This is a genomic window from Micromonospora sp. MA102, assembly GCF_025460765.1.
Taxonomy (GTDB): Bacteria; Actinomycetota; Actinomycetes; order Mycobacteriales; family Micromonosporaceae; genus Micromonospora; species Micromonospora halotolerans.
On record NZ_JAMWEG010000006.1, the window covers coordinates 313,160 to 335,280 of the forward strand.

A 22,121-nucleotide genomic window follows, 5' to 3' on the forward strand; every position below is an offset into this window, starting at 1 on the left:
ATCCGGCTTGAGGAAACGACAGGGCCCTCAGGTGGCGGGAAGTCGCCATGGCCGAATCCAGCCGCGCACGCTGCCGCAACGCTAAAGTCGATAATGCACATTATGTAAAGTAGACAGGTTCCGGGGCCTCCCCGGCGTCAGTCCACCACCGGATCGGCGAGGACCGACGCCAGGACCTGCACCTGCTCCTCGTGCCGGCGGCCCGGACCCGCCAGCTGGATGAGCGCCTTCCACAGCGCCCAGCCGCGGGCGCGCCGCCACGCGTCGTCGGGCAGGCCGGCCGCCTCCCGGAACAGTTGCCGCTCGGGACCGGCGAACCAGGTCCACGCCGGCACCAGGTCGCAGGCCGGATCCCCGACGCCGCAGGTGCCGAAGTCGATGACCGCGGCCAGCCGCCCACCGGAGACGAGCAGGTTGCCGACGGCGACATCCCCGTGGAACCAGACCGGCGGCCCCTGCCACGCCGACACCAGGGCCCGCGCCCAGACGTCCCGGCAGGCCGCCGTGTCCACCCGCCCCCGCAGCACGTCCAGAGCGTCCTCCACCTCGTCGCCGTAGACGCTCGGATGGCAGCCCCGGAAGCTCGAGTGCCTACCGGCCACCGGGCCGCCGGCCGACGGCGCCCGCCGCAGCGCGGTCAGGAACGCCCCGAGGTCACGCGCCAGGCCCGGCCGGTCGACCTGCGCGGCGGCCTCCACCGTCTCGCCGGGCAGCCAGCGCCGCACCGACCAGGGGTACGGGTAGCCGGCGCCGGGCCGGCCGGTGGCGAGCGGTTCGGGCACGGGCAACGGCAGGTGGCGGGCCAGCGCCGGCAGGCAGCGGTCCTCCTTGGCGACGCCCGGCACGTAGCCCTCGGCGCTGGGCAGCCGCACGACGAGGCCGTCCCCGAGGCGGAACGTCCGGTTGTCCCACCCCTGCCGGTCCACCGCCGTGACCGGCAGGTGCGCCCAGTGCGGAAACTGCGCGGCGACGAGCCGGCGTACGAGTTGTTCGTCGATGTCCACCACTGAGCCAGTCTGGGTGCCCGCGACAAGTGAATTTCCCGGGTCGCTCCCCTGCGCCGGGCACTGGCGGGAACGCGAAAATCATGCATAATATGCCTTATGCATGACAAACCGGACGAACCGGTAGGCCGGTTGATCGAGGAGTTCCTGACCGCCCGGGCCACCCGCAAGCCCTCCCCGCACACCCTGGCCGCATACCGGAGGGACCTCACCACCGTGTCGGGCCTCGTGGCAGCCGAGGACGGCACCACTCCCCTCCCCCTCGACCGACTCCCGGTCACCGCCCTGTCCCCCCGGGTCATGCGCGCGGCGTTCGCCCGCTTCGCCGCTCCCCGCGCCGCCGCGTCGGTCCACCGTGCCTGGTCCACCTGGAACAGCTTCTTCACGTTCCTGGTGGCCGAGGGTGTCGTACCCGGAAACCCGATGCCCGCCGTGGGGCGTCCCCGGACCCCGCTCCCCCAGCCCAAGCCGCTGCGGGGCGAGAACACCCCGGAGGAGCTGCTGGCCGCGGTGGCCCGGGAGGACGGCCGGCAGCGCGACCCGTGGCCGGAGCGGGACCTGGCGGTGCTGGCGCTGGCGCTCTGCGCGGGCCTGCGGCTGTCGGAGCTGCTGGCGCTGCGGGTGGCGTCGGTGGCCGGCCGGGACGGTGAGCGCCGGGTGGACGTGGCAGGCAAGGGCGGCCGGCCGCGGACGGTGCCGATCGAGGCGGGCGTGGACGGGGTGCTGGCGGACTACCTGGACAGCCGGCGGCGGCGGTTCGGGGCGCGCAGTGTCCGGCCGGACGCGCCGCTGCTGGTGGACCGGCGGGGTGAGCCGCTGCGCCGGGGCGGCCTGCAGTACCTGGTGGAGTCGTGTTACCGGCGGGCGGGCATCGGTGACCGGGTGCCGCGGGGCGCGCGGTTGCACGCGTTGCGGCACACGTTCGCGACGCGGTTGGCGGAGGACGGGGCGAGCGCGGCGGAGATCATGCGGTTGCTGGGGCACGCGTCGTTGGCGTCGTCGCAGACGTACATCGAGGTGACGGCGGGTCAGCAGCGCGCGGCGGTGCGGTCCAACCGGACCAACCAGGCGCTGGCGAAGCTGGTGCGTGGCGGCTGATCGAGCGGATCAGGGGGTGCCGGCGCGGACGGCGGTGGTCGCGAGAGTGGTGTAGTGCATCGTGAAGCGGCCACCCAGTGCGTCAATGGCGTCCCCCACCGCGCCCAGTATCTCGGTCAGCTGGTCGGGACGAAGCCGGGTGAGGCCGCCGGTGGTGGGAAGCAGGTTCAGCCATTGGTCGCGGGTGTAGGACTGCTTCCAGTCGAACTGCCACTGCTCCAGGTCGTTGAACCGCTCCGTCTCGCGGATCCTGTCGGCGATCTGCGCGTACCCCGCTCGGTATGTCTGCAGTGGACGTTGCGCTGGCTGGTTGCTGAACGGGGAGTCGGGCGCCACCCGCCGGTAGGCCGCGGCAAAGGGCTCGGCCACCTCGGCGGGTGGTTCGAATACGTGGCCGAAGATCGCCAGACGCCCGTTCGGGCGCAGCACCTGGGCTGCCTTCGCGGCGCCGACGGCGGGATCCACCCAGTGCCACGACTGGGCGGCGATCAAGGCGTCGAACATTCGGCCGGCGGGCTCCCAGGCTTCGAAGGTCGCCACCTCGACCTGCAGGCCGCGGGCCTGCGCGAGGTCGGCCATCCGTGCATCCGGCTCGATGCCGAGCACGGCGCAGCCGGCGGCCTGGAACTGGCGGGCCGCGATGCCGGTGCCGCAGCCGACGTCGAGCAGGTCAGGCCCGGGGCTGCCGGCGACGATCCGCGCCACCAGGCCGTCGGGGTAGCCGGGTCGGGCTTGGTCGTAGCGTTGCGCGTCCGTGCCGAACGATTCGGCCGTCTGCCGAGCCTGGTGTGGCTGCGCCGATTCTGGTTGCTCCCGCGGCTTCGTGGGCATGCGCCCACTATAGTGGGCGCATGCCCACTGGGTAACGGATGCCCGGCGCCGGGCATGCGAGAGGATCTGGCAGTGCCAACCGGGACGCACCTTCGCGACGCGCGGCGGCAGCTGTTCGACGCCGCCGAACGCGTGCTGCTGCGCGCTGGCCCGAACGGGCTGACCAGCCGCGCCGTCACCGACGAGGCGGGCTGCGCGAAGGGCGTCCTGCACCGGCACTTCACCGACTTCGACGCCTTCCTCGCCGAGCTGGTGCTCGACCGGGCCGCACAGCTCGACAGCCAAGCGCATGCGCTCCGCGAGGCCGCCGGCACCGGCACGGTGGCCGGCAACCTCACCGGCGCGCTGACCACCCTGTTCGGACCGGTTCCGGTGGCGATCATCCCGCTCATCACCTTCCGGGACGAGCTGCGCGCCCGGCTGCGGCAAGCCATGCCCGGAGGCGGCGTGGCGATCCTCGCCCAGGTCACGACCGCGGTCTCCGCCTACCTGGCTGATGAGCGCGAGATGGGCCGCATCGTGGCCGATGCCGACGTCGACTCCCTCACCCTCTCCCTGGTCGGAGGCGGGCATCTCCTGTTCGCCGACCGCGACCCGGGCCCGCCGACCACGGCAACCGTCAACAAGCTCGTGACCACGGTGCTCGCGGGCGTCCTGCCACAGCGGCCACGCCGAGCTTGACGGGTAGCGAAACCACCGCGGCAGTCCCCGCCGACGGGATGCGGGTGGGTACGGGGCGGGCGGTGGCGGCCGGGTGGGTGCGGGAGGCGATGCGCCGGGACCCGTCGATCGGGGGCGCGTTCTTCAGCGGGTCGACGGTGGGTCTGCCGGACGGGGCGGAACTGCCGGCGTCCTCGGATGTCGACGTGCTGCTGGTGCGGGACGCCCCGGCGGCGAAGGTGGGCAAGTTCCGCCACGGCGGGGTGCTCCTGGAGGTCTCGGCGCTGACGTGGGCGGAGCTGGGGTCGCCTGAGGAGGTGCTGGGGTCGTGGGTGTTCGCGCCGATGTTCCGCACGGACACGGTGATCGCGGACCCGTCGGGCCGGCTGGCGGTGATCCGGGACCGGGTGGCGGCCGGGTTCGCGGATCCGGTGTGGGTGCGTCGCCGGTGTGCCGGGGTGCGGCGGCGGATCGAGGGCGGGTTGGCGCGGCTGGACGGGCGCGCGCCGCTGCACGACCAGGTGCTGGGGTGGGTGTTCCCGACGTCGCTGCTGGCGGTGCTGCCGGCGGTGGCGGGGTTGCGGGATCCGACGGTGCGGCGGCGGTACCTGCGGGCGCGGGAGGTGCTGGCCGGGTACGGGTTCGCCGACCGGTACGAGGAGTTGCTGGCGTCGTTGGACGGCGGTGGGGTGGGTCCGGGCCGGGTGCGGGAGCACCTGGCGGGGTTGGCGGTGACGTTCGACGAGGCGGCGCGGGTGGCGCGTACCCCGTTTCCGTTCGTGGCGGACCTGTCGGCGGCGGGGCGGCCGGTGGTGCTGGACGGGAGCGCGGAGCTGGTGGCGGCGGGCGCGCACCGGGAGGCGATGTTCTGGGTGGTGGTGACGTACGGGCGGTGTCACGCGGTGCTGGCGGTGGACGCGCCGGAGCGGGAGCGGGTGTTGCGCCCGGCGTTCGAGGCGGCGTTGGCGGATCTTCGGGTGGCGTCGGTGGCGGAGCGGCGGCGGCGGGCGGCGGCGCTGCTGGGGTCGTTGCCGCGGTGGCAGGCGGTGGCGGATGCGGTCGTGGAGCGGGCTGTGGCAGGCTGAGGGGTGAACGCGACTGGCGGCACGGGGATGGGCAACCATCGGGGAGCTCGGCGCGGGGGTCGACCGCCTGGGCCTCCGTGGGCGGGGTGCGGCATGTCTTCTTCGGGTACGACGACGGCACGGTTGCTGCCGGGTGCGCCGGTGGCGGCGCAGGTGTTGGCGGAGGTCGCCGAGTCGGTGGTGGCGTTGCGCGCGGCGGGGGTGACGCCGGCGTTGGCGACGGTGCTGGTGGGCGACGACGACGCGAGCGCGGGTTACATCCGGATCAAGCAGCGGCAGGCGGCGGAGCTGGGTTTCGTGTCGCCGCACGTGCATCTGCGGGCGTCGGCGTCGCAGGCGGATCTGCACGCGGTGCTGGCGGATTTCAACGCGGACAAGGCCGTGCACGGGGTGCTGGTGCAGTATCCGATTCCGGGTCACCTGGACTATGACCGGGCTCTGGCGGAGCTGGACCCGGACAAGGACGTGGACGGGATGCATCCGGTGAACATGGGCCGGTTGGCGTTGGGGTTGCCGGGTCCGTTGCCGTGCACGCCGGCGGGGATCGAGGCGTTGCTGGCGTTCCACGGGGTGCCGGTGGCGGGCCGGGAGGTGGTGATCCTGGGTCGGGGCGCCACGCTGGGCCGGCCGTTGGCGATGTTGCTGGCGCAGAAGCGGCCGACGGCGAACGCGGCGGTGACGGTGGTGCACACGGGTGTGCCGGACTGGCCGCGGTACACGCGGCGGGCGGACATCCTGGTGGCGGCGGCCGGGGTGCCGGGGATCATCCAGCCGGAGCATGTGCGTCCGGGTGGTGTGGTGGTCGGCGGCGGGGTGCGGTACGAGGGGCGGCGGTTGCTGCCGGACGTGGACGAGTCGTGTGCCGAGGTGGCGGGGGCGATCACGCCGCGGGTCGGCGGGGTGGGTCCGACGACGGTGGCGATGTTGTTCCGCAACGCGGTGCGCGCGGCGGAGCGGGCGTCCGGGCTGGGCTGACGGCCCGGCGGGTCAGCCGAGGTCGACGATGAGCGGCCGGTGGTCGGAGATGGTGGACAGCGGGGTGTGCACGGCGGTGACCGGGGGCAGCCGGTGCAGGCCGCGCCGGTCGGCGAGGATGTGGTCGAGCTGCACCCGGGGTTGACCGGCCGGGTAGGTGGACCGGCGGCCCAGGGGTCGCCAGCGGGTCAGCAGCGCGGCGGGTCCGGCGGGCAGGTTGAGGTCGCCGAGGAGGATCCGCGGGGCGGGCAGCGCGCGGAGGGCGCGCACGACGCGGCGCAGTTGCAGCATGTTCCAGCCGGGCACGAAGGACAGGTGGGTGGCGGCGACGGTGAGCGGCCCGTGCGGGGTGTCGAGGACGGCGGCGAGGACGACGCGGGGTTCGTCGCGGAGCAGCACGAGCCCGCCGCCGGGGCCGGGGACGTAGATCGGTGAGCGGACGGGGGCGGGTCGCAGTCGGGTGACCTGCCAGGAGCGGACCGGGTGGCGGCTGACGAGGCCGACGCCGTAGAGGGGTTCGCCGTGGCCGTCGTCGTCGTGGGTCAGCGGGCGGAACTGTTCGCCGGGGGTGCCGACGACGGCGGCGGCGAAGCGGTGTTCGGGGGCGTCGAGGGCGCGGGCGGCGATGGCGGTGAGGTCGAGGCGGCCGCTGCGGGTCTGGTCGCGGTCGACCTCCTGCAGGGCGAGGACGTCGGCGTCGAGTGCGGTGACGGCGGCGGCGAGCCGGTCGGGGTCGACGAGCCCGTCGGTGAGGGACCGGCCGTGCAGCAGGTTGAAGGTGGCCAGGCGCACCTGCACACCCTACGTCCGCGTGGCAGGCTTGCCCGGTGCTGAAGGCGTTGCTGTGTTCGATGCTGGTGTTCGTGACGGTGGCGTCGTTGGGGTTGTGGCTGCGGCGGCTGCGGGGGCGTTGAGCTGCGGTGAGGCTGGCCACACGCCCGCCCGCCGCGGTGCCGGGGTGGGCAGAATGGCGGCCCGTGGATCCTGTGTCGCTGACGACCCTGTTGACCGCGGCCGCTCTGGCGGGCTGGGTGGACGCCGTGGTGGGCGGCGGTGGCCTGTTGCTGTTGCCGGCGTTGCTGCTGGGCGCGCCGGGGGTGCCGGTGGCGACGGCGTTGGGCACGAACAAGCTGGCCGCGATCTTCGGCACGTCGACGGCGGCGGTGACGTACGCGCGGCGCACGAAGCTGGACTGGGCGGTGGCGGGTCCGGCGGCCGGGTTGGCGGTGGTGACGGCCGGGGTGGGCGCGGCGCTGGCGGGTGCGGTGCCGGCGGGGGCGTACCGGCCGGTGGTGCTGGCGGTGCTGGTGTCGGTGGCGGTGTTCGTGTTGACCCGGCCGCGGCTGGGGGTGGTGTCGTATCCGGCGCGGCGCACGCCGGTGCGGGTGGCCACGGCGGTGGCGGTGGCGGGTCTGGGCATCGCCCTGTACGACGGGTTGATCGGCCCGGGCACGGGGACGTTCCTGGTGGTGGCGTTCACCGCGCTGGTCGGGGCGGATTTCGTGCACGCCTCGGCGATGGCGAAGGTGGTCAACGCGGGCACGAACCTGGGGGCGCTTGTGGTGTTCGCGGCGACCGGGCACGTGTGGTGGCTGCTGGGCGCGGCGATGGCGGTGTGCAACGTCGCCGGGGCGGCGGTGGGCGCGCGGATGGCGTTGCGGCGCGGGTCGGGTTTCGTGCGGGTGGTGCTGCTGGTGGTGGTGCTGGCGCTGGTGGGCAAGCTGGGCTACGACCAGTGGGTGGCGGCGTGAGGCGCTGACCGGCGGCGTGTGATCATCGGCGGGTGGCTGTCCGCGCCGAACACGACCGTGCCGTCCTCGCCGAGCTGCTGGACCGGGATCCGGTGTTGCACGCGTACCAGTTGGGCGACCTGGACGACTTCTTCTGGCCGTACACGTCGTGGTTCCGGCGGGGTGACGAGGTGGTGCTGCTATACCACGGTGTCGAGCTGCCCACGCTGCTGGCGTTCGCGCCGCCGGAGCGCGCCGGGGACCTGGCGGCGCTGCTGGCCGAGGCGGCGCCGGTGCTGCCGGCCCGGCTGTGGGCGCACCTCTCCCCCGGCCTGGCCGCCACCCTGTCCCGCTGGTACGCGGTGTCCGACGCCGCCGCGCACCACCGGATGGCGTTGACCGACCCGGCGCGGCTGGCCGCGGTGGCCCCGGCCGGGGAGCCGCTGGGCCGCGCCGACCTGCCGGAGCTGCGGGAGTTGTACGCGGCCGCGTACCCGGGCAACTGGTTCGACCCGCGGATGCTGGACACCGGCCGGTACGTCGGGGTGCGGGAGGGCGGCCGCCTCGTCGCGGTGGCCGGGGTGCACGTGTGGTCCCCGAAGTGGCGGGTGGCGGCGCTGGGCAACGTGACCACCCACCCGGACGCGCGGGGGCGGGGGCTGGCCGGGGCGGCGGTGGCCGCGGTGTGCGCGGGGCTGCGGGCCACCGTCGACCACGTCACGCTCAACGTCCAGGCGGACAACGCCGCGGCGGTGCGCCTCTACGCGCGGCTCGGCTTCACCCGGGTGGCCGATTTCACCGAGTGCGCGCTGCGCCGCCTTCCGTGACCGGCTGACCGCTCAGTCTGTGCTGTCCAGCCGCCACGCCGGGTCAACAACCCGACCCTGACCTGGGCTTGTGTCTGACCGGCCCGGCGCGGCCCAGCCCCTAGCGTCTGCCTTCGAGGCCGCGCCCGGGGCGGGCGCGGCGGAGCTGAAGGAGACACGATGGGTTTCACGACAGTGCCCCGGGGGCGAAGAACGGCGGTGACGGTGGCCGCCGCGGTGACCGCGTTGGTCACCGTGGTGGCCACGCCCGCCTGGGCGGCGCCCGGCGTCGACCCGGCCACCGTGGACCGGTCCGCCGATCCCGGCGCGACGATCCCGATCAGCAAGGTGGTCTCGACGCCGCCGATCCCACCGAACCCGGACGTGGTGCTGCTGGTCGACACGACCGGCAGCATGGGCCCGGCGATCGCGAACGTCCGCACCAACCTGCAGCAGGTGATCACCAACGTGCGGGGGGCGCAGCCCAGCGCGCAGTTCGCGGTGGCCTCCTACCGGGACGAGGGCGACGGCGCGGAGCTCTTCCGGGTCCGGCAGAACCTCACGGCCGACGCCACCGCGCTGCAGGACGCCGTGGACGGTCTGGCCGCGGGGGGCGGCGGGGACGTCCCGGAGGCGTGGGTGAACGGGCTGTTCCAGGTCTCCGACGGGGGCATCGCCTACCGCTCGGGCAGCAGCCGGATCGTGGTGCTGGTCGGCGACGCGCCCAGCCACGACCCGAGCGCCGGGCACACCCTGGCGCAGGCGACCGCCGCGCTGCTGGCCGACGACGCCCGCGTGCTGGCGGTCGACGTCACCGGCGGTGGCGGCGGCCTGGACGCGTCCGGCCAGGCCACCGACGTGGCGGCCGCCACCGGCGGGCAGGTGGTCGGCAGCGCCCCGGACACGGTCACCGCGGCGATCCTGTCCGGGCTGCGGGACCTCGACGTGACCGTCACCCCGCAGATGGCCTGCGACGCGGGCCTGTCGGTGGGCTTCGACGCGCCGTCGAGGACCCAGCAGAGCGGCACCGACGTGCCGTTCGCCGAGACCATCACGGTCGCCGGCGACGCCCCGCAGGGCGCCACCCTGCACTGCACGGTGGACTTCCTGCTCAACGGCCTCTCCGGGGGGCCGGCGTTCGTCGAGCACATCACGGTGACGGTCAACGACGTGACCCCGCCGACCGTGGTCGTCGACGACCGGACCGTGGAGGCGACCAGCCCCGCCGGCGCGGTGATCAACTACCCGGCGAGCGCCACCGACAACGTCGACGGCCCGCTCACCCCGACCTGCGCGCCGCCGCCCGGCAGCACCTTCCCGCTGGGCGCCACCACGGTCACCTGCACCGCCACCGACGCCGCCGGCAACACCGGCAGCGACACCGCGGTGATGCGGGTGGTCGACACCACGGCGCCGACCACGCAGTGCGTGCCGACCAACAACCCGAGCGGCGGCACCATCCCCGGCTCGTACAACCCGGACGGGTTCTACCAGCTGACCTCGACGGACATCGTCGACACGGCGGTCCAGGTCTACATCGCCGACGCCGCCGACCCGTCGGTGCGCTTCGGCCCGTTCCCGGCCGGCACGAAGATCAAGCTGGTGCAGGCGCCGGGCGCGCAGTCCCGGGTCAAGGACGGCACCGGCGACATCGACTACAAGGTGACGCTGCGCGGCGACGCGATCATCACCGGCGTGGACGACTCCGGTAACACCTCGACCGCGACCTGTCTGGTGGCCCCGCCGCCGAAGTGACCCGTCGCGACCGAACGTGCGGGGGTGGCCGGCGTGCCGGCCACCCCCGCACCTCGCGGTCAGCGGCCCCGGCTGGGCGAGTCGAACCGGCCGGCGCGGATCTCCCGCAGCGCCCGGCGGCGGGCGTCGCCGCGCAGCGTGTCCACGTACAGGCGGCCGTGCAGGTGGTCGGTCTCGTGCTGCAGGGCGCGGGCCAGGAATCCGCTGCCGGCGATGGTGAGCGGCTGGCCGTGCTGGTCGAAGCCGCGGGCGGTGGCGTGCATGGCCCGCTGGGTCGGGAAGTACAGCCCGGGGATGGACAGGCAGCCCTCGTCGTCGTCCTGGCGCTCCTCGGACAGCTCCAGGGTGGGGTTGACGAGGTGGCCGCGGTGCCCGTCGGCGTCGTAGACGAACACCTGCGCGTTGACCCCGATCTGCGGGGCCGCCACGCCGGCCCGGCCGGGCGCGCCGAGCAGCGTGTCCATGAGGTCCTGCACGAGCGCGCGCAGGTCGGCGTCGAAACTGGTCACCGGCTCGGACGGCGTGCGCAGCACGGGGTCGCCGATGATCCGGATCGGGCGCATAGTCATGCCCGGAAGGCTAGCCGCCCGTTACCCCGGCGGGTGCGGTACCCGCCCGGTCGCGGACCAGGACCTCGACGCCGTCGAGCAGGCGGGCCAGCCCGAACTCGAAGGCAAGGGCCGGGTCGCCGGTGGCCTGGTACTCCTGCCCGGCGGTGGTGCCGATCCGGGCGGCGAGGGGGAACCGGTTCGGGTCGAGGACCTTCTCCAGGTACGGGGCGTGCGCGTGCCACCACTGCTGCTCGGTCATCCCGGTGTGCCGGGTGGCCTGGGCGGCCTCCACGGCGGGGCGGGCGGCGCCGTGGACGTAGCCGGTGACCAGGGTGATCACGGCGTCCATCTCCAGGTCGGTCAGGCCGATGCCGTCGACGGCGCGCAGTTCGTACTCGTACTTGGCGATCAGGTTCGGGCCCAGCGGCGGGCGGGTGGTGGCGACCTGCAGCAGCCACGGGTGGCGCAGGTAGAGGGCGAAGTTCTCCCGGGCGATCTGCGCCAGCCGGCCCCGCCAGCCGCCCGGGACCTGCTCGGGGCGGGCGGTCTCGCCGTAGACGGTGTCGAGCATGACGTCGAGCAGTTCGCCCTTGCCGGGCACGTGCGTGTAGAGGGTCATGGTGCCCACCCCGAGCCGCTCGGCGACGCGGCGCATCGACAGCGCGGCCAGCCCCTCGGCGTCGGCGACCTCGATGGCCGCGCGCACGATCCGCTCCACGGAGAGGTCGCCGCCCTTGCGGCTGACCTTCTCCCGGGTACGCCAGAGCAGGGCGAGGCTGCGCGCCGGGTCCCCGGTGCCGCTGTACTCGGTGGTCACTCGCCGACTGTACCGACCCTCTTGTCGTATGGTGTACGGTACGCCGTACCGGACGAGGAGCGGAGGGACCATGCGACGGGACGGACCGGCGATCGAGGCGGAGGGCCTGCGCAAGCGGTACGGCGAGGAGGTCGCCCTGGACGGCGTCGACCTGACGGTGCCCGCGGGCACGGTCTGCGCGGTGCTCGGGGTGAACGGGGCCGGCAAGAGCACCCTCGTGCGCATCCTCACCACCCTGCTGCGCGCCGACTCCGGGGCGGCCCGGGTGGCCGGCTTCGACGTGCGGCGGCAGGCCGGCCGGGCCCGCGCGCACCTGGGCCTCGTCGGCCAGCACGCGGCGGTCGACGAGATCCTCGGCGGCCGGCAGAACCTGGTGCTGTTCGGCCGGCTGTACCACCTCACCCCGGCCCGCGCGGCGGCCCGCGCCGACGAACTGCTGGACCGCTTCGACCTGGCCGGCGCCGCCCACCGCCCGGTGGCCGGCTGGTCCGGCGGGATGCGCCGCCGACTCGACCTGGCCGCCGCGCTGATCGTCGACCCCCCGGTGCTGTTCCTCGACGAACCCACCACCGGCCTGGACCCGCGCGCCCGCAGCGACGTCTGGGACGCCGTACGCGGCCTGGTCCGCGCCGGCACCACCGTCCTGCTGACCACCCAGTACCTGGAGGAGGCCGACCGGCTCGCCGACAGCGTGCGGGTGCTCCACCACGGGCGGGTGACCGCGGCCGGCACCCCGGAGGAGTTGAAGTCGACCCTCGGCGGCGACCGGATCGACGTGGTGCTCGACCACCCCGACGACCTGGCCACGGCCGCCGCGGCGGTCACCGCCGCCACCGGTGTGCCGCCCACCGTCGACCGCGCCGCGCTGCGGCTCAGCGTCCCGGTCACCGACCGGGTCGCCGCGCTCGCCGCGGTGCTGCGCGCCGTGGAGGCCGCCGGCCTTCGCGCCGGCGACGTGGCGGTGCGCCGCCCCACCCTCGACGAGGTGTTCCTGCGCCTCACCGACTCGCGCACGGAGGTGCCGGCGTGACCGTCCTGCCGCTGTCCCGGGCCCGCTGGGCCGCCGCCGACACCGCCGTCCTGACCCGCCGGACCCTCGCCCACTGGGCGCGCCGCCCCGGCGAGGTGCTGTTCGGCCTGCTGTTTCCCGTCCTGCTGCTGCTGATGTTCGGCTACCTGTTCGGCGGCGCCATGGCACTGCCCGCCGGCGGGGGCGGGACGCCGTCCGACGGCGCCGACTACCGGGAGTTCCTGCTGCCCGGCATGGTGGCCATGACCATGCTCTTCGGCGTGGAAACCACGTACACGGCCGTGGCGGTGGACACCGCCCGGGGCGTGACCGACCGGTTCCGGTCGTTGCCGATGAGCCGCGCCGCGGTGGTCACCGGCCGGGCCGTGGCCGACCTGCTGCATTCCGCGGTGGCCCTCGCGGTGGTGCTCGGCTGCGGCGCCCTCGTCGGCTGGCAGCCGCACCGGGGCCCCCTCGCGGCGCTGGCCGCGGTGGCGCTGCTGCTGCTCCTGCGCTTCGCGATGATCTGGCTCGGGGTGTACCTGGCACTGCTGCTGCGCCGCCCCGAGACGGTCGCCGTCCTGCAGATCCTGGTCTGGCCGCTGGGATTCGCCTCCAACGCGTTCGTCGCCCCGGCCACCATGCCGGGGTGGCTCGCCGCGGTCGCCGCGTGGAACCCGCTGTCGGCCACCGTCGCGGCCACCCGGGACCTGTTCGGCAACCCCGGCTGGGGCGCCGGCTCCTGGCCCGCCGAGCACGCGGTGGCCCTCGCGGTGCTCTGGCCGCTGCTGCTGGTCGCCGTGTTCCTGCCGCTGTCCGTGCGCCGCTGGCAACGCCTGGGCCGCTGAGGCCGGCGGGCCCGGCTCAGGCCGGCGGTCGGGCCGGCGCCAGGCCGGTGTCGGCGATCCGGTCGCGCAGCGGGCGGCGCCGCAGCGCCGCGAGCACCGCATACAGCTCGTTGGCCAGGGGTACGGGCAGCTCGGCGTCGAGCCCCCGCATGGCGGTGGTGGTGGCCGCCCACTCGGCCTCGATCGCCGGCAGCAGGGCGCGCGCCCGGTCGGCGAGGGTGACGATGCGCTGCCGGGCGTCCGCGCCGGGAGCCAGGACGACCAGCCCGGCGCGGGCCATCTGGGCGACGGTCTGGCTGGCCGCGGAGTGGGTGACGCCGACCCGGGCCGCCAGGTCGCGGATCGCGAGGGGACCGTCGGCGACGAGCACCCGCACCAGCGGTGAGAAGCGCGGCCGGTAGTCGGCCAGGTCGAGGCCGGCGTAGACGGCGGCCACGTCACCGTCGAGCAGGTCGAGGACGTGGCGCAGCAGGGTGCCGAGGGCCTCGCGGTCGGGGATGGCGGTCACGTCCGCTAATGTAACAGTGCTGTTGTATCCGGGCCGTGGGAGGGGAACCCGATGTATCCACCGATCGAGCCGTACGCGCAGGGCCAGCTCGACGTGGGCGACGGCCAGCGGATCCACTGGGAGACCTGCGGCAACCCCGACGGCCGCCCGGCCCTCGTGGTGCACGGCGGCCCCGGCTCCGGCGCGGGCGCCTCCTGGCGGCAGCTGTTCGACCCGGCCGCCTACCGGATCATCCTGTTCGACCAGCGCGGCTGCGGCCGCAGCACCCCGCCCGCCAGCGACCCGGCCACCGACCTGTCGGTCAACACCACCGCGCACCTGCTGGCCGACATGGAACGGCTGCGCGCGCACCTGGGCGTCGACCGGTGGCTGCTCTGCGGCGCCTCCTGGGGCTCCTCGCTGTCCCTGGCGTACGCCCAGCGCCACCCGGAGCGGGTCACCGCGCTGGTGCTGTTCAGCGTGGTCGCCAACACCCGCCGGGAGATCGACTGGGTGACCCGGGACATGGGCCGGATCTTCCCCGAGGAGTGGGCCCCGTTCCGCGACGGCGTGCCGGCGGCCGAGCGCGACGGGGACCTGTCCGCCGCGTACGCCCGGCTCGTGAACGACCCGGACCCGCGGGTGCGCGACCGGGCCGCCCGGGACTGGTGCGCCTGGGAGGACGTGCACGTCTCCCTGGCCGGCGGGTTCAAGCCCAGCCCCCGCTACGCCGACCCGGTGTTCCGGGCCGGCTTCACCCGGCTGGTCACCCACTACTTCAGCAACCTGGGGTTCCTGCCTGACGGGCAGCTGCTGCGCGACGCCGGCAAGCTGGCCGGCATCCCGGGCGTGCTGGTGCAGGGCCGCCTGGACGTCAGCGGCCCGCCGGACATCGCCTGGCAGCTCGCCCAGGCATGGCCCGACGCCCGGCTGGAGATCGTCGAGTCCGGCGGCCACGGCAGCGGCCACGGCGTGGGCGAGCGGGTGGTGGCCGCCCTGGACGCCTTCGCCCGCGCCTGAGACGGATCAGGCGGCGGCGAGCAGCGCGCGGACCGGGGCAGCCTTCGCGGCGGCCTCGGCGACCTCGGCGGCCGGGTCGCTGTCCCAGGTGATGCCACCGCCGGCCCACAGGTGCAGCCGTTCGGCGTCCGCGGCGGCGGTGCGGATGGTCAACCCCAGGTCGACGCGGCCCGGCCCGACCCAGCCGAACGCGCCCATGCTCGCGCCACGGCCGACCGGCTCCAGGGCGGCGATCTCGTCGAGCGCGGCGAGCTTCGGGGCGCCGGTCACCGACCCGCCGGGGCACACCGCGCGCAGCAGGCCGGCCAGGCCGAGCCCGTCGGCGGGCGCCGCGGACACCGTCGACTCGGCCTGCCACAGGTCGCACCACCGGCGTACGGCGAACAGCTCGTCGACCCGCACCGAGCCGGTGCGGGCCACCCGGGCCAGGTCGTTGCGTTCCAGGTCGACGATCATGACGTGCTCGGCGCGTTCCTTGGCCGAGGCGAGCAGCTCCCGGCGGCCGGCCGGGGTGGCCGGGCGGGTGCCCTTGATCGGCCGGGTGACCAGGCGGCCGTGTTCCACCGCGACGAGGGTCTCCGGGGAGGCGCAGCCGATCGCCCAGCCGAGCCCGGACAGGGTGCCGCCGTAGCGGGCGCCGGGCAGCGCGCCCAGCCGCGCGAGGGCGGGCAGCGGGTCACCGGCGTACCCGGCGGCGGCGTGACCCACGACGTTGACCTGGTAGACGTCGCCGCGCCCGATGGCCGCCCGGACCGCCGTCACGGCCTCGGCGTGCGCGGCGGAGGTCCAGCTGTCCCGCCAGGGGCCCAGCCACCAGCCGCCGGGTCCGGGGCGGGTCGGCGGGGCGGGCCGGTCGGCGTGGCCGTAGACCACCACCGCCAGGTCCGGCAGCGCCGGCACCGGCGTGGGCGCGCCCGCCGCGCCGCCGGCGGCGCGGGCCCCGGCCGCGGCGGACAGGAACAGGGCCGCGCCGCAGGTTCCGTGCGGGTCGTGCGTGGCCGGCCGGGCCAGGTCGGACAGGGCCACACCGTGCGCGGCCAGGAAGTCCTCGGCCAGCGCGGCCGGGTCGCCGCCGTCGGCGAGCCACCATTCCAGCCGGGCCCGTTCCACGAGCCGGTCGCGGCATTCCGGCGGGGCTCCCGGCACGTCGACCCCCATCTTTGGGAGCGCTTCCACGCCGTCCGGCCGGTTCGCACTCATCCGTTCAGCCGATTTCGGGTGAACAAGACGCATCCTTGCTCGATAGCGCGCGCTTCCGCTTGGTACTGTGCGTCACTGGTCATGTGAACCATGACACAGTGCCCCCACAGTCCGGAGAACCCGATGTGCCAGCACCTACCCCACTGCCCCTCCGCCGAGGCGACCGATCGCGAAGCCGCTCGCGTCATCGCCTGCTTCCCTGAGCAGGGCTGGAGCCTGCTCTGCAACGGTGTCATCGTCTTCGAGGACACCGGTGAGCTGCTTCCCGACGGCAGCACCATCGCCCCCCACCGCGGCCCCGCCCGGCACGCCCTCGTCGCCTGACCGATCACGCTCCGTCAGGGAGCGTACGCGCCGACCGACCGGTCGACGCGCCGGCCGGGGCGGCGGCACTGCACCGCCCCGGCGAGCTGCGCCTCAGCTCTCGAACGCCTCCGGCGCCGGACACGAGCAGACCAGGTTCCGGTCGCCGTACGCGCCGTCGATCCGCCGCACCGGCGGCCAGTACTTCCCCGCCCGGTCCACCCCGGCCGGGTACGCGCCCACCGACCGCGGGTACGGGTGGGGCCACTCGTCACCGGACACCATCGCCGCGGTGTGCGGCGCGTTGGCCAGGGGGTTGTCCCCCGCCGGCCACTCCCCCGAGCCGACCTTGTCGATCTCCGCGCGGATGGCGATCATCGCGTCGCAGAACCGGTCCAGCTCGGCCAGGTCCTCGCTCTCGGTCGGCTCCACCATCAGCGTCCCGGCCACCGGGAACGACATCGTCGGCGCGTGGAAGCCGTAGTCGATCAGCCGCTTCGCCACGTCGTCGACGGTCACGCCGGTCGCCTTCGTCAGCGGCCGCAGGTCCAGGATGCACTCGTGCGCCACGAGGCCCTTGTTGCCGGCGTACAGCACCGGGTAGTGCTGCCGCAGCCGCGCGGCCACGTAGTTCGCGGCGAGGACCGCCACGCCGGTGGCCCGGGCCAGCCCTTCGGCACCCATCATCCGCAGGTACGCCCACGGGATCGGCAGGATCCCCGCCGACCCGTGGTTCGCCGCGGAGATCGCCGGCCGCCCGTCGACGTGCGCGCCGAGGGGGTCGCCGGGCAGGAACGGCGCCAGGTGCGCCCGCACCGCCACGGGGCCCACGCCGGGGCCGCCGCCGCCGTGCGGGATGCAGAACGTCTTGTGCAGGTTGAGGTGCGACACGTCCGCCCCGAACCGGCCCGGCTTGGCGAACCCGACAAGCGCGTTGAGGTTCGCGCCGTCGACGTACACCTGACCGCCGGCGTCGTGCACCTTCGCGCACAGCTGCGCGATGCCCGTCTCGTACACCCCGTGGGTGGACGGGTAGGTCACCATGATCGCGGCGAGCGCGTCCCGGTGCTTGTCGATCTTCGCGTCGAGGTCGACCAGGTCGACGTTGCCGTCGTCGTCGCAGCCGACCACCACCACGCGCATGCCGGCCATCACGGCCGACGCGGCGTTGGTGCCGTGCGCCGACGACGGGATGAGGCACACGTCGCGGTGCGCCTCGCCGCGCTCCCGGTGGTAGGCGCGGATGGCCAGCAGCCCGGCCAGTTCCCCCTGCGACCCGGCGTTGGGCTGCACGCTGACCGCGTCGTAGCCGGTCACCTCGGCCAGCCAGCCCTCCAGCTGGGCGATCAGCTCCCGGTAGCCGGCGGTCTGCTCCGCCGGGGCGAACGGGTGCAGGTGCGCGAACTCCGGCCAGGTGACCGGCTCCATCTCGGTGGTGGCGTTCAGCTTCATGGTGCACGACCCGAGCGGGATCATGCCCCGGTCGAGGGCGTAGTCGAAGTCCGACAGCCGCCGCAGGTAGCGCAGCATCGCCGTCTCCGAGTGGTGGGTGCGGAACACCGGGTGGGTGAGGAAGTCGCTGCCGCGGGCCAGGTCGTCCGGCAGCGCCGCGTCGACCTCGCCGTCGACGCCAGCCACGCCGAACGCCGCCCACACGGCCGCCAGGTGGGCGGGAGTGGTCGTCTCGTCGCAGGAGACGCCGACCCGGTCGGCGTCGACCAGCCGCAGGTTCACATTGCGCGCCGCGGCGGCGGCCACCACCTCGGCGGCGCGCCCGGGCACGGTCGCGGTGACCGTGTCGAAGAACGCGACGTCCGCGACCTGCACGCCGCCGGCGCGCAGCCCGGCCGCGAGCCGCGCCGCCGCCTCATGGGTACGCCGGGCGATGGCCCGCAGCCCGTCCGGGCCGTGGTAGACGGCGTACATGCCGGCCATCACGGCCAGGAGCACCTGGGCGGTGCAGATGTTGCTGGTCGCCTTCTCCCGCCGGATGTGCTGCTCGCGGGTCTGCAACGCCAGCCGGTACGCCGGGTTGCCGTCGGCGTCCTTGGACACCCCGACGAGGCGGCCGGGCAGCATCCGCTCCAGCCCGGACCGGACGGCCAGGTAGCCGGCGTGCGGGCCGCCGAAGCCCATCGGCACACCGAAGCGCTGGGTGGTGCCGGCGGCGATGTCCGCGCCGATCTCGCCCGGCGGGCGCAGCAGGGTCAGCGCCAGCAGGTCCGCGGCGACGGTGACCAGCGCGCCGGCGGCGTGCGCGGCCTCCACCAGCGGCGTGTGGTCACGGACCGCGCCGGACGCGCCCGGGTACTGCAGGTGCAGGCCGAAGAACTCGGCGGGCAGCGCGTCGTGCTCCACGTCGAGCACCCGCACGTCGATGCCGAGCGGCTCCGCGCGGCTGGTGATCACGGCGATGGTCTGCGGCAGGGTGTCGGCGTCGACCACGTACACCGGGCTCTTGGTCTTCGACGCGCGGCGGGCCAGGGTCATGGCCTCGGCCGCGGCGGTGCCCTCGTCGAGCATGGAGGCGTTCGCGGTGGCCAGCCCGGTCAGGTCGGTGACCATGGTCTGGAAGTTCAGCAGCGCCTCGAGGCGGCCCTGGCTGATCTCCGGCTGGTACGGCGTGTACGCGGTGTACCAGGCCGGGTTCTCCAGCACGTTGCGGCGGATCACCGCCGGGGTGTGCGTGCCGTGGTAGCCCAGCCCGATCATCGACACGGCGACGGTGTTGCGGGCGGCCAGGGCGCGCAGCTCGGCGATGGCCTCCCGCTCGCTGGCCGGGGCGGGCAGGTCCAGGGCGCCGTGCCAGCGGATCACCTCGGGGATCGCGGCGTCCATCAGCTCGTCGATGGAGCTGTGACCGACGGTCTCCAGCATCCGGCGCTCGTCGTCCGGGCCGGGGCCGATGTGCCGGTCGGCGAACTGCTCTGCGGTCATGCGCTGCGCTCCTTGCGGGGGCGAGGTCGACGGGTCGGCCTCCCCCTGAGTCGCGCTGACGCGCTCCACAGCGCCTGCCCACGTGGTCCTTTTGCCTGAGAGGTTCCGGGGAGAATCTGCCCCTTCGGCGCCGTCCGGGTGGTTCCCGGGCGGTCTCTCCCACGTGGGTGGTACCGGCATGGTCAACGCTACCAGCGACCATGTTTCCGGCTCATGTCGTACCCCGCCGGGGGGTCGGTCACACGGCGGCGGGGACCGGACCGGCGGCGACCCCGTCGGCCAGGGCGGTCAGGGTCGCGCCCAGCGGCGCGTCGAGGGTGAGGGTGGCGTGCCCGTCGCCGCGGGTGGGTCCCTGGTTGACGATGGCCACCGGGATGCCGAGCTTCGCGGCGCGCAGCACGAACCGGCGCCCCGACATGACGGTCAGGGAGGAGCCGAGCACCAGCAGCGCCCGGGCCCGCTCGACCAGGGCGAAACAGTCGGCGACCCGCGGCGCCGGCACGGTCTCCCCGAAGAACACCACGTCGGGTTTGAGCATCCCGGCGCCGCAGATGCCGCAGTCGACGGTGCGGAACCGGGCCACCGCCTCGTCCGGCAGGTCCACGTCGCCGTCGGGGTTGACGTGCGCGACGTGCGCGTCGAAACCCGGGTTCGCCTCGACCAGCCGCCGGTCCAGCTCGTCGCGGGAGGTCAGGTTGCCGCAGTCCAGGCAGGTCACCTCGTCGAGGCGGCCGTGCAGCTCGATCACGCCGGTGGCGCCGGCGGCGGTGTGCAGGCCGTCGACGTTCTGGGTGATGATCCCGCCGAGCAGGCCGGCGCGTTGCAGCCGGGCGACCGCCCGGTGCCCGTCGTTGGGGGCGGCCCGGGCGATCAGCCGCCAGCCCAGGTGGCTGCGCGCCCAGTAGCGCCGCCGCGCGTCCGGGTCCCGGGTGAACGCCTGGTAGGTCATCGGGGTGTGCCGGCGGGCCGCGCCGGAGGGCCCCCGGTAGTCCGGGATGCCCGACTCGGTGGACAGGCCGGCGCCGCTGAGCACCACCACGTCCCCGGCGCCCACCAGCCGGGTCAACGCGTCGAACGTCTCGGTCACGGCGTCCATGCTGCCTCGCCCGACCCGCCTCCGGCGAACCCGGGCCGCCCGCTCACCCGGTGCGGGTCCGGTCGCGACGCTAGGTTGAGGGCATGCGCGTCGTCATCGCCGGAGGCCACGGGAAGATCGCCAAGCTGCTGGAGCGGGAACTCGCCGGACGCGGCGACACCGCCGTCGGTCTGATCCGCAACCCCGGGCACGAGGCCGCGCTGCGCGCCGCCGGCGCCGAACCGGTGGTCTGCGACCTGGAACACACCGACGTCGACACCCTCGCCGGGCACCTGGCCGGTGCCGACGCGGTGGTCTTCGCCGCCGGCGCGGGCCCGGGCAGCGGCGCGGCCCGCAAGGACACCGTCGACCGGGCCGCCGCGGTGCTGCTCGCCGACGCCGCGCAACGTGCCGGGGTGCGCCGCTACCTGCTGGTCTCCTCGATGGGCGTGGACCGGCCCCCGACGGCCGGCACCGACGAGGTGTGGGCGGCGTACCTGCGGGCGAAGAAGGCCGCCGAGGACGACGTCACCGGCCGGGACCTCGACGTGACGGTGCTGCGCCCCGGCCGGCTCACCGACGACGCGCCGGTCGGCCGGATCACCCTGGCCCGGCACGTCGACCCCGGGCCGGTCACCCGCGCCGACGTGGCCCGGGTCCTGCTCGCCCTGCTGTCCGCCCCGCACACCGCCGGGCTCACCCTGGAACTGGTCGGCGGGGAAACCCCGATCGCCGAGGCGGTCCGCGCCGCCAGCTGAGCGCGTCCCGCCCCGGCTGCCGTTCAGTGGCGCAGCCCCGCGTTGAGCCGTGCCGCCTGGCGGGTGAGGTGGTCGCGTTCGGGCAGGCTGTGCGCCGACCGGGCCGCCTCCGCGTACAGCCGCGCCGCCGTGACCGGGTCACCGTCACGCTCGTGCAGGTACGCCGCGACGGCGGTGTGACGCGGCAGGTCCGGGTCGAGCCCCGCCAGGGCGGCCAGGCCGGCGCGCGGGCCGTCGGCCTCCCCGACCGCCACGGCCCGGTTCAGGCGGGCCACCGGGCTGTCGGTGAGGCGCACCAGCTCGTCGTACCACTCGACGATCTGCACCCAGTCGGTCTCCTCGACCGTCCGCGCGTCGGCGTGGAGCGCGGCGATGGCCGCCTGGGCCTGGAACTCCCCCAGCCGGTCGCGGGCCAGCGCCGCCTGGAGCACGTCGACGCCCTCGGCGATCAGCCGGGTGTCCCACCGACCGCGGTCCTGCTCGGCCAGCGGCACGAGCCGCCCGTCCGGGCCGGTCCGCGCCGCCCGCCGCGCGTGGTGCAGCAGCATGAGCGCCAGCAGGCCCGCGACCTCCTCGTGGTCGATCCGCGCCGCCAGCTCCCGGGTGAGCCGGATCGCCTCCCCGGCGAGGTCGACGTCACCGGAGTAGCCCTCGTTGAACACCAGATACAGCACGCGCAGCACGGTGGCGACATCACCGGGCTGGTCGAACCGGACATCCGAGACGGTCCGCTTGGCCCGGCTGATCCGCTGGGCCATGGTCGCCTCCGGCACCAGGTAGGCGCGCGCGATCTGACGCGTGGTCAGGCCGCCGACCGCGCGCAGCGTCAGCGCGACGGCCGGCGCCGGCGTGAGCGACGGGTGCGCGCACAGGAAGTACAGCTGCAGCGTGTCGTCGGCCGCCTCCCCCGGCCTGGGCGCGGGCTCACCCTCGACGCGGGCCTCCCGGTGCCGCCGGGACGCGTCGGCGCGGACCGCGTCGAGGAACTTCCGCCAGGCCGCCGTGACCAGCCAGCCCTGGGGGTCGCGCGGCGGGTCCTCCGGCCACACCCGCACGGCCTCGACCAGGGCGTCCTGGACGGCATCCTCGGCCGCCGCGAAGTCGGCTCCGCGGCGGACGAGGATCCCGATCACGGTGGGGGTGAGAGCCCGCAGCAGAGCCTCATCCACCGT

At 75.0% G+C, this 22,121-nt stretch carries 22 protein-coding genes and 1 riboswitch; of the genes, 12 read left to right on the plus strand and 10 right to left on the minus strand.

Annotation, left to right across the window (positions count from 1 at the left end):
* Positions 1 to 137: 137 nt before the first annotated feature.
* Positions 138 to 1,007 carry an aminoglycoside phosphotransferase family protein gene (locus NFX44_RS15340; RefSeq protein ID WP_262284217.1) on the minus strand — a complete coding sequence of 290 codons (870 nt, stop codon included), beginning with the start codon at positions 1,005 to 1,007 and terminating at the stop codon, positions 138 to 140.
* A 96-nt stretch (positions 1,008 to 1,103) separates the two neighbouring features.
* Here NFX44_RS15340 and NFX44_RS15345 point away from each other — a divergent pair, with 96 nt between their 5' ends.
* A complete protein-coding gene (locus tag NFX44_RS15345) occupies positions 1,104 to 2,102 on the plus strand; it encodes a tyrosine-type recombinase/integrase (protein ID WP_262284218.1) in 999 nt (332 codons plus the stop codon).
* A gap of 9 nt (positions 2,103 to 2,111) precedes the next feature.
* On the opposite strand, the gene NFX44_RS15350 is transcribed toward NFX44_RS15345, so the two are convergent.
* Entirely contained in the window at positions 2,112 to 2,933 is an 822-nt protein-coding gene (locus NFX44_RS15350) for a class I SAM-dependent methyltransferase (RefSeq protein ID WP_262284219.1), read from the minus strand.
* Between the two features lie 72 nt (positions 2,934 to 3,005).
* Here NFX44_RS15350 and NFX44_RS15355 point away from each other — a divergent pair, with 72 nt between their 5' ends.
* The 3 genes from NFX44_RS15355 (at position 3,006) to NFX44_RS15365 (ending at position 5,653) form a co-directional block, all read left to right on the plus strand.
* The gene (locus tag NFX44_RS15355; protein ID WP_262284220.1) at positions 3,006 to 3,614 is read left to right on the plus strand and encodes a TetR/AcrR family transcriptional regulator; all 609 of its coding nucleotides are present in this window, start codon (positions 3,006 to 3,008) and stop codon (positions 3,612 to 3,614) included.
* A gap of 38 nt (positions 3,615 to 3,652) precedes the next feature.
* Positions 3,653 to 4,678, plus strand: coding sequence for a hypothetical protein (locus NFX44_RS15360; protein ID WP_262284296.1), 1,026 nt, complete (start codon positions 3,653 to 3,655; stop codon positions 4,676 to 4,678).
* A 93-nt stretch (positions 4,679 to 4,771) separates the two neighbouring features.
* Positions 4,772 to 5,653, plus strand: coding sequence for a bifunctional 5,10-methylenetetrahydrofolate dehydrogenase/5,10-methenyltetrahydrofolate cyclohydrolase (locus NFX44_RS15365; protein WP_262284221.1), 882 nt, complete (start codon positions 4,772 to 4,774; stop codon positions 5,651 to 5,653).
* Positions 5,654 to 5,665: 12 nt separating this feature from the next.
* On the opposite strand, the gene NFX44_RS15370 is transcribed toward NFX44_RS15365, so the two are convergent.
* Entirely contained in the window at positions 5,666 to 6,445 is a 780-nt protein-coding gene (locus tag NFX44_RS15370; RefSeq protein WP_262284222.1) for an endonuclease/exonuclease/phosphatase family protein, read from the minus strand.
* Positions 6,446 to 6,630: 185 nt separating this feature from the next.
* Between NFX44_RS15370 and NFX44_RS15375 the strand changes: the two genes are divergently transcribed.
* The 3 genes from NFX44_RS15375 (at position 6,631) to NFX44_RS15385 (ending at position 9,944) form a co-directional block, all read left to right on the plus strand.
* On the plus strand, positions 6,631 to 7,404 hold the full coding sequence (locus tag NFX44_RS15375; RefSeq protein WP_262284223.1) for a TSUP family transporter: 774 nt from the start codon (positions 6,631 to 6,633) through the stop codon (positions 7,402 to 7,404).
* Positions 7,405 to 7,436: 32 nt separating this feature from the next.
* Entirely contained in the window at positions 7,437 to 8,210 is a 774-nt protein-coding gene (locus NFX44_RS15380; protein WP_262284224.1) for a GNAT family N-acetyltransferase, read from the plus strand.
* A 159-nt stretch (positions 8,211 to 8,369) separates the two neighbouring features.
* The gene (locus tag NFX44_RS15385) at positions 8,370 to 9,944 is read left to right on the plus strand and encodes a VWA domain-containing protein (RefSeq protein ID WP_262284225.1); all 1,575 of its coding nucleotides are present in this window, start codon (positions 8,370 to 8,372) and stop codon (positions 9,942 to 9,944) included.
* Positions 9,945 to 10,003: 59 nt separating this feature from the next.
* Here NFX44_RS15385 and def read toward each other — a convergent pair whose 3' ends face one another.
* Both def and NFX44_RS15395 read right to left on the minus strand, forming a co-directional pair.
* Positions 10,004 to 10,513: a peptide deformylase gene (gene def / locus NFX44_RS15390; protein WP_262284226.1), complete on the minus strand. Its 510-nt coding sequence runs from the start codon at positions 10,511 to 10,513 to the stop codon at positions 10,004 to 10,006.
* A 10-nt stretch (positions 10,514 to 10,523) separates the two neighbouring features.
* Complete coding sequence (locus NFX44_RS15395; protein ID WP_262284227.1) at positions 10,524 to 11,312, minus strand: TetR/AcrR family transcriptional regulator; 789 nt, start codon at positions 11,310 to 11,312, stop codon at positions 10,524 to 10,526.
* Positions 11,313 to 11,382: 70 nt separating this feature from the next.
* On the opposite strand from NFX44_RS15395, the gene NFX44_RS15400 reads away from it, so the two are divergent.
* Positions 11,383 to 12,342: an ATP-binding cassette domain-containing protein gene (locus tag NFX44_RS15400; protein WP_262284228.1), complete on the plus strand. Its 960-nt coding sequence runs from the start codon at positions 11,383 to 11,385 to the stop codon at positions 12,340 to 12,342.
* The gene (locus NFX44_RS15405; RefSeq protein WP_262284229.1) at positions 12,339 to 13,169 is read left to right on the plus strand and encodes an ABC transporter permease; all 831 of its coding nucleotides are present in this window, start codon (positions 12,339 to 12,341) and stop codon (positions 13,167 to 13,169) included. The genes NFX44_RS15400 and NFX44_RS15405 overlap by 4 nt, the downstream gene beginning before the upstream one ends.
* A 16-nt stretch (positions 13,170 to 13,185) precedes the next feature.
* Here the strand turns inward: NFX44_RS15405 and NFX44_RS15410 are convergent, their stop codons facing one another.
* Positions 13,186 to 13,677: a MarR family winged helix-turn-helix transcriptional regulator gene (locus tag NFX44_RS15410; protein WP_262284230.1), complete on the minus strand. Its 492-nt coding sequence runs from the start codon at positions 13,675 to 13,677 to the stop codon at positions 13,186 to 13,188.
* Between the two features lie 51 nt (positions 13,678 to 13,728).
* Between NFX44_RS15410 and pip the strand changes: the two genes are divergently transcribed.
* On the plus strand, positions 13,729 to 14,676 hold the full coding sequence (gene pip / locus NFX44_RS15415) for a prolyl aminopeptidase (RefSeq protein WP_262284231.1): 948 nt from the start codon (positions 13,729 to 13,731) through the stop codon (positions 14,674 to 14,676).
* A 6-nt stretch (positions 14,677 to 14,682) separates the two neighbouring features.
* Here the strand turns inward: pip and NFX44_RS15420 are convergent, their stop codons facing one another.
* Positions 14,683 to 15,876 carry a chorismate-binding protein gene (locus NFX44_RS15420; RefSeq protein WP_262284232.1) on the minus strand — a complete coding sequence of 398 codons (1,194 nt, stop codon included), beginning with the start codon at positions 15,874 to 15,876 and terminating at the stop codon, positions 14,683 to 14,685.
* 123 nt (positions 15,877 to 15,999) lie between these two features.
* On the opposite strand from NFX44_RS15420, the gene NFX44_RS15425 reads away from it, so the two are divergent.
* Positions 16,000 to 16,200, plus strand: a complete 201-nt coding sequence (locus NFX44_RS15425; RefSeq protein WP_262284233.1) for a DUF5999 family protein — start codon at positions 16,000 to 16,002, stop codon at positions 16,198 to 16,200.
* Positions 16,201 to 16,293: 93 nt separating this feature from the next.
* On the opposite strand, the gene gcvP is transcribed toward NFX44_RS15425, so the two are convergent.
* Together gcvP and NFX44_RS15435 are read right to left on the minus strand one after the other, a co-directional pair.
* Positions 16,294 to 19,116, minus strand: coding sequence for an aminomethyl-transferring glycine dehydrogenase (gene gcvP / locus NFX44_RS15430; RefSeq protein WP_262284234.1), 2,823 nt, complete (start codon positions 19,114 to 19,116; stop codon positions 16,294 to 16,296).
* A gap of 73 nt (positions 19,117 to 19,189) precedes the next feature.
* Positions 19,190 to 19,288, minus strand: a riboswitch (glycine riboswitch).
* Between the two features lie 66 nt (positions 19,289 to 19,354).
* The gene (locus tag NFX44_RS15435) at positions 19,355 to 20,212 is read right to left on the minus strand and encodes an NAD-dependent protein deacetylase (protein WP_262284235.1); all 858 of its coding nucleotides are present in this window, start codon (positions 20,210 to 20,212) and stop codon (positions 19,355 to 19,357) included.
* 83 nt (positions 20,213 to 20,295) lie between these two features.
* Between NFX44_RS15435 and NFX44_RS15440 the strand changes: the two genes are divergently transcribed.
* A complete protein-coding gene (locus tag NFX44_RS15440; RefSeq protein ID WP_262284236.1) occupies positions 20,296 to 20,949 on the plus strand; it encodes an NAD(P)H-binding protein in 654 nt (217 codons plus the stop codon).
* A 23-nt stretch (positions 20,950 to 20,972) separates the two neighbouring features.
* Here NFX44_RS15440 and NFX44_RS15445 read toward each other — a convergent pair whose 3' ends face one another.
* Entirely contained in the window at positions 20,973 to 22,118 is a 1,146-nt protein-coding gene (locus NFX44_RS15445) for an RNA polymerase sigma factor (protein ID WP_262284237.1), read from the minus strand.
* Positions 22,119 to 22,121 lie beyond the last annotated feature (3 nt).

Coding starts and splice junctions, on each gene's coding strand:
- NFX44_RS15425 (WP_262284233.1), top strand. CDS start 16,000: ATGTGCCAGCACCTACCCCACTGCCCCTCCGCCGAGGCGACCGATCGC.
- NFX44_RS15365 (WP_262284221.1), top strand. CDS start 4,772: ATGTCTTCTTCGGGTACGACGACGGCACGGTTGCTGCCGGGTGCGCCG.
- NFX44_RS15360 (WP_262284296.1), top strand. CDS start 3,653: ATGCGGGTGGGTACGGGGCGGGCGGTGGCGGCCGGGTGGGTGCGGGAG.
- pip (WP_262284231.1), top strand. CDS start 13,729: ATGTATCCACCGATCGAGCCGTACGCGCAGGGCCAGCTCGACGTGGGC.
- NFX44_RS15385 (WP_262284225.1), top strand. CDS start 8,370: ATGGGTTTCACGACAGTGCCCCGGGGGCGAAGAACGGCGGTGACGGTG.
- NFX44_RS15440 (WP_262284236.1), top strand. CDS start 20,296: ATGCGCGTCGTCATCGCCGGAGGCCACGGGAAGATCGCCAAGCTGCTG.
- NFX44_RS15350 (WP_262284219.1), bottom strand. CDS start 2,933: ATGCCCACGAAGCCGCGGGAGCAACCAGAATCGGCGCAGCCACACCAG.
- NFX44_RS15400 (WP_262284228.1), top strand. CDS start 11,383: ATGCGACGGGACGGACCGGCGATCGAGGCGGAGGGCCTGCGCAAGCGG.
- NFX44_RS15435 (WP_262284235.1), bottom strand. CDS start 20,212: ATGGACGCCGTGACCGAGACGTTCGACGCGTTGACCCGGCTGGTGGGC.
- gcvP (WP_262284234.1), bottom strand. CDS start 19,116: ATGACCGCAGAGCAGTTCGCCGACCGGCACATCGGCCCCGGCCCGGAC.
- NFX44_RS15420 (WP_262284232.1), bottom strand. CDS start 15,876: ATGAGTGCGAACCGGCCGGACGGCGTGGAAGCGCTCCCAAAGATGGGG.
- def (WP_262284226.1), bottom strand. CDS start 10,513: ATGACTATGCGCCCGATCCGGATCATCGGCGACCCCGTGCTGCGCACG.
- NFX44_RS15345 (WP_262284218.1), top strand. CDS start 1,104: ATGCATGACAAACCGGACGAACCGGTAGGCCGGTTGATCGAGGAGTTC.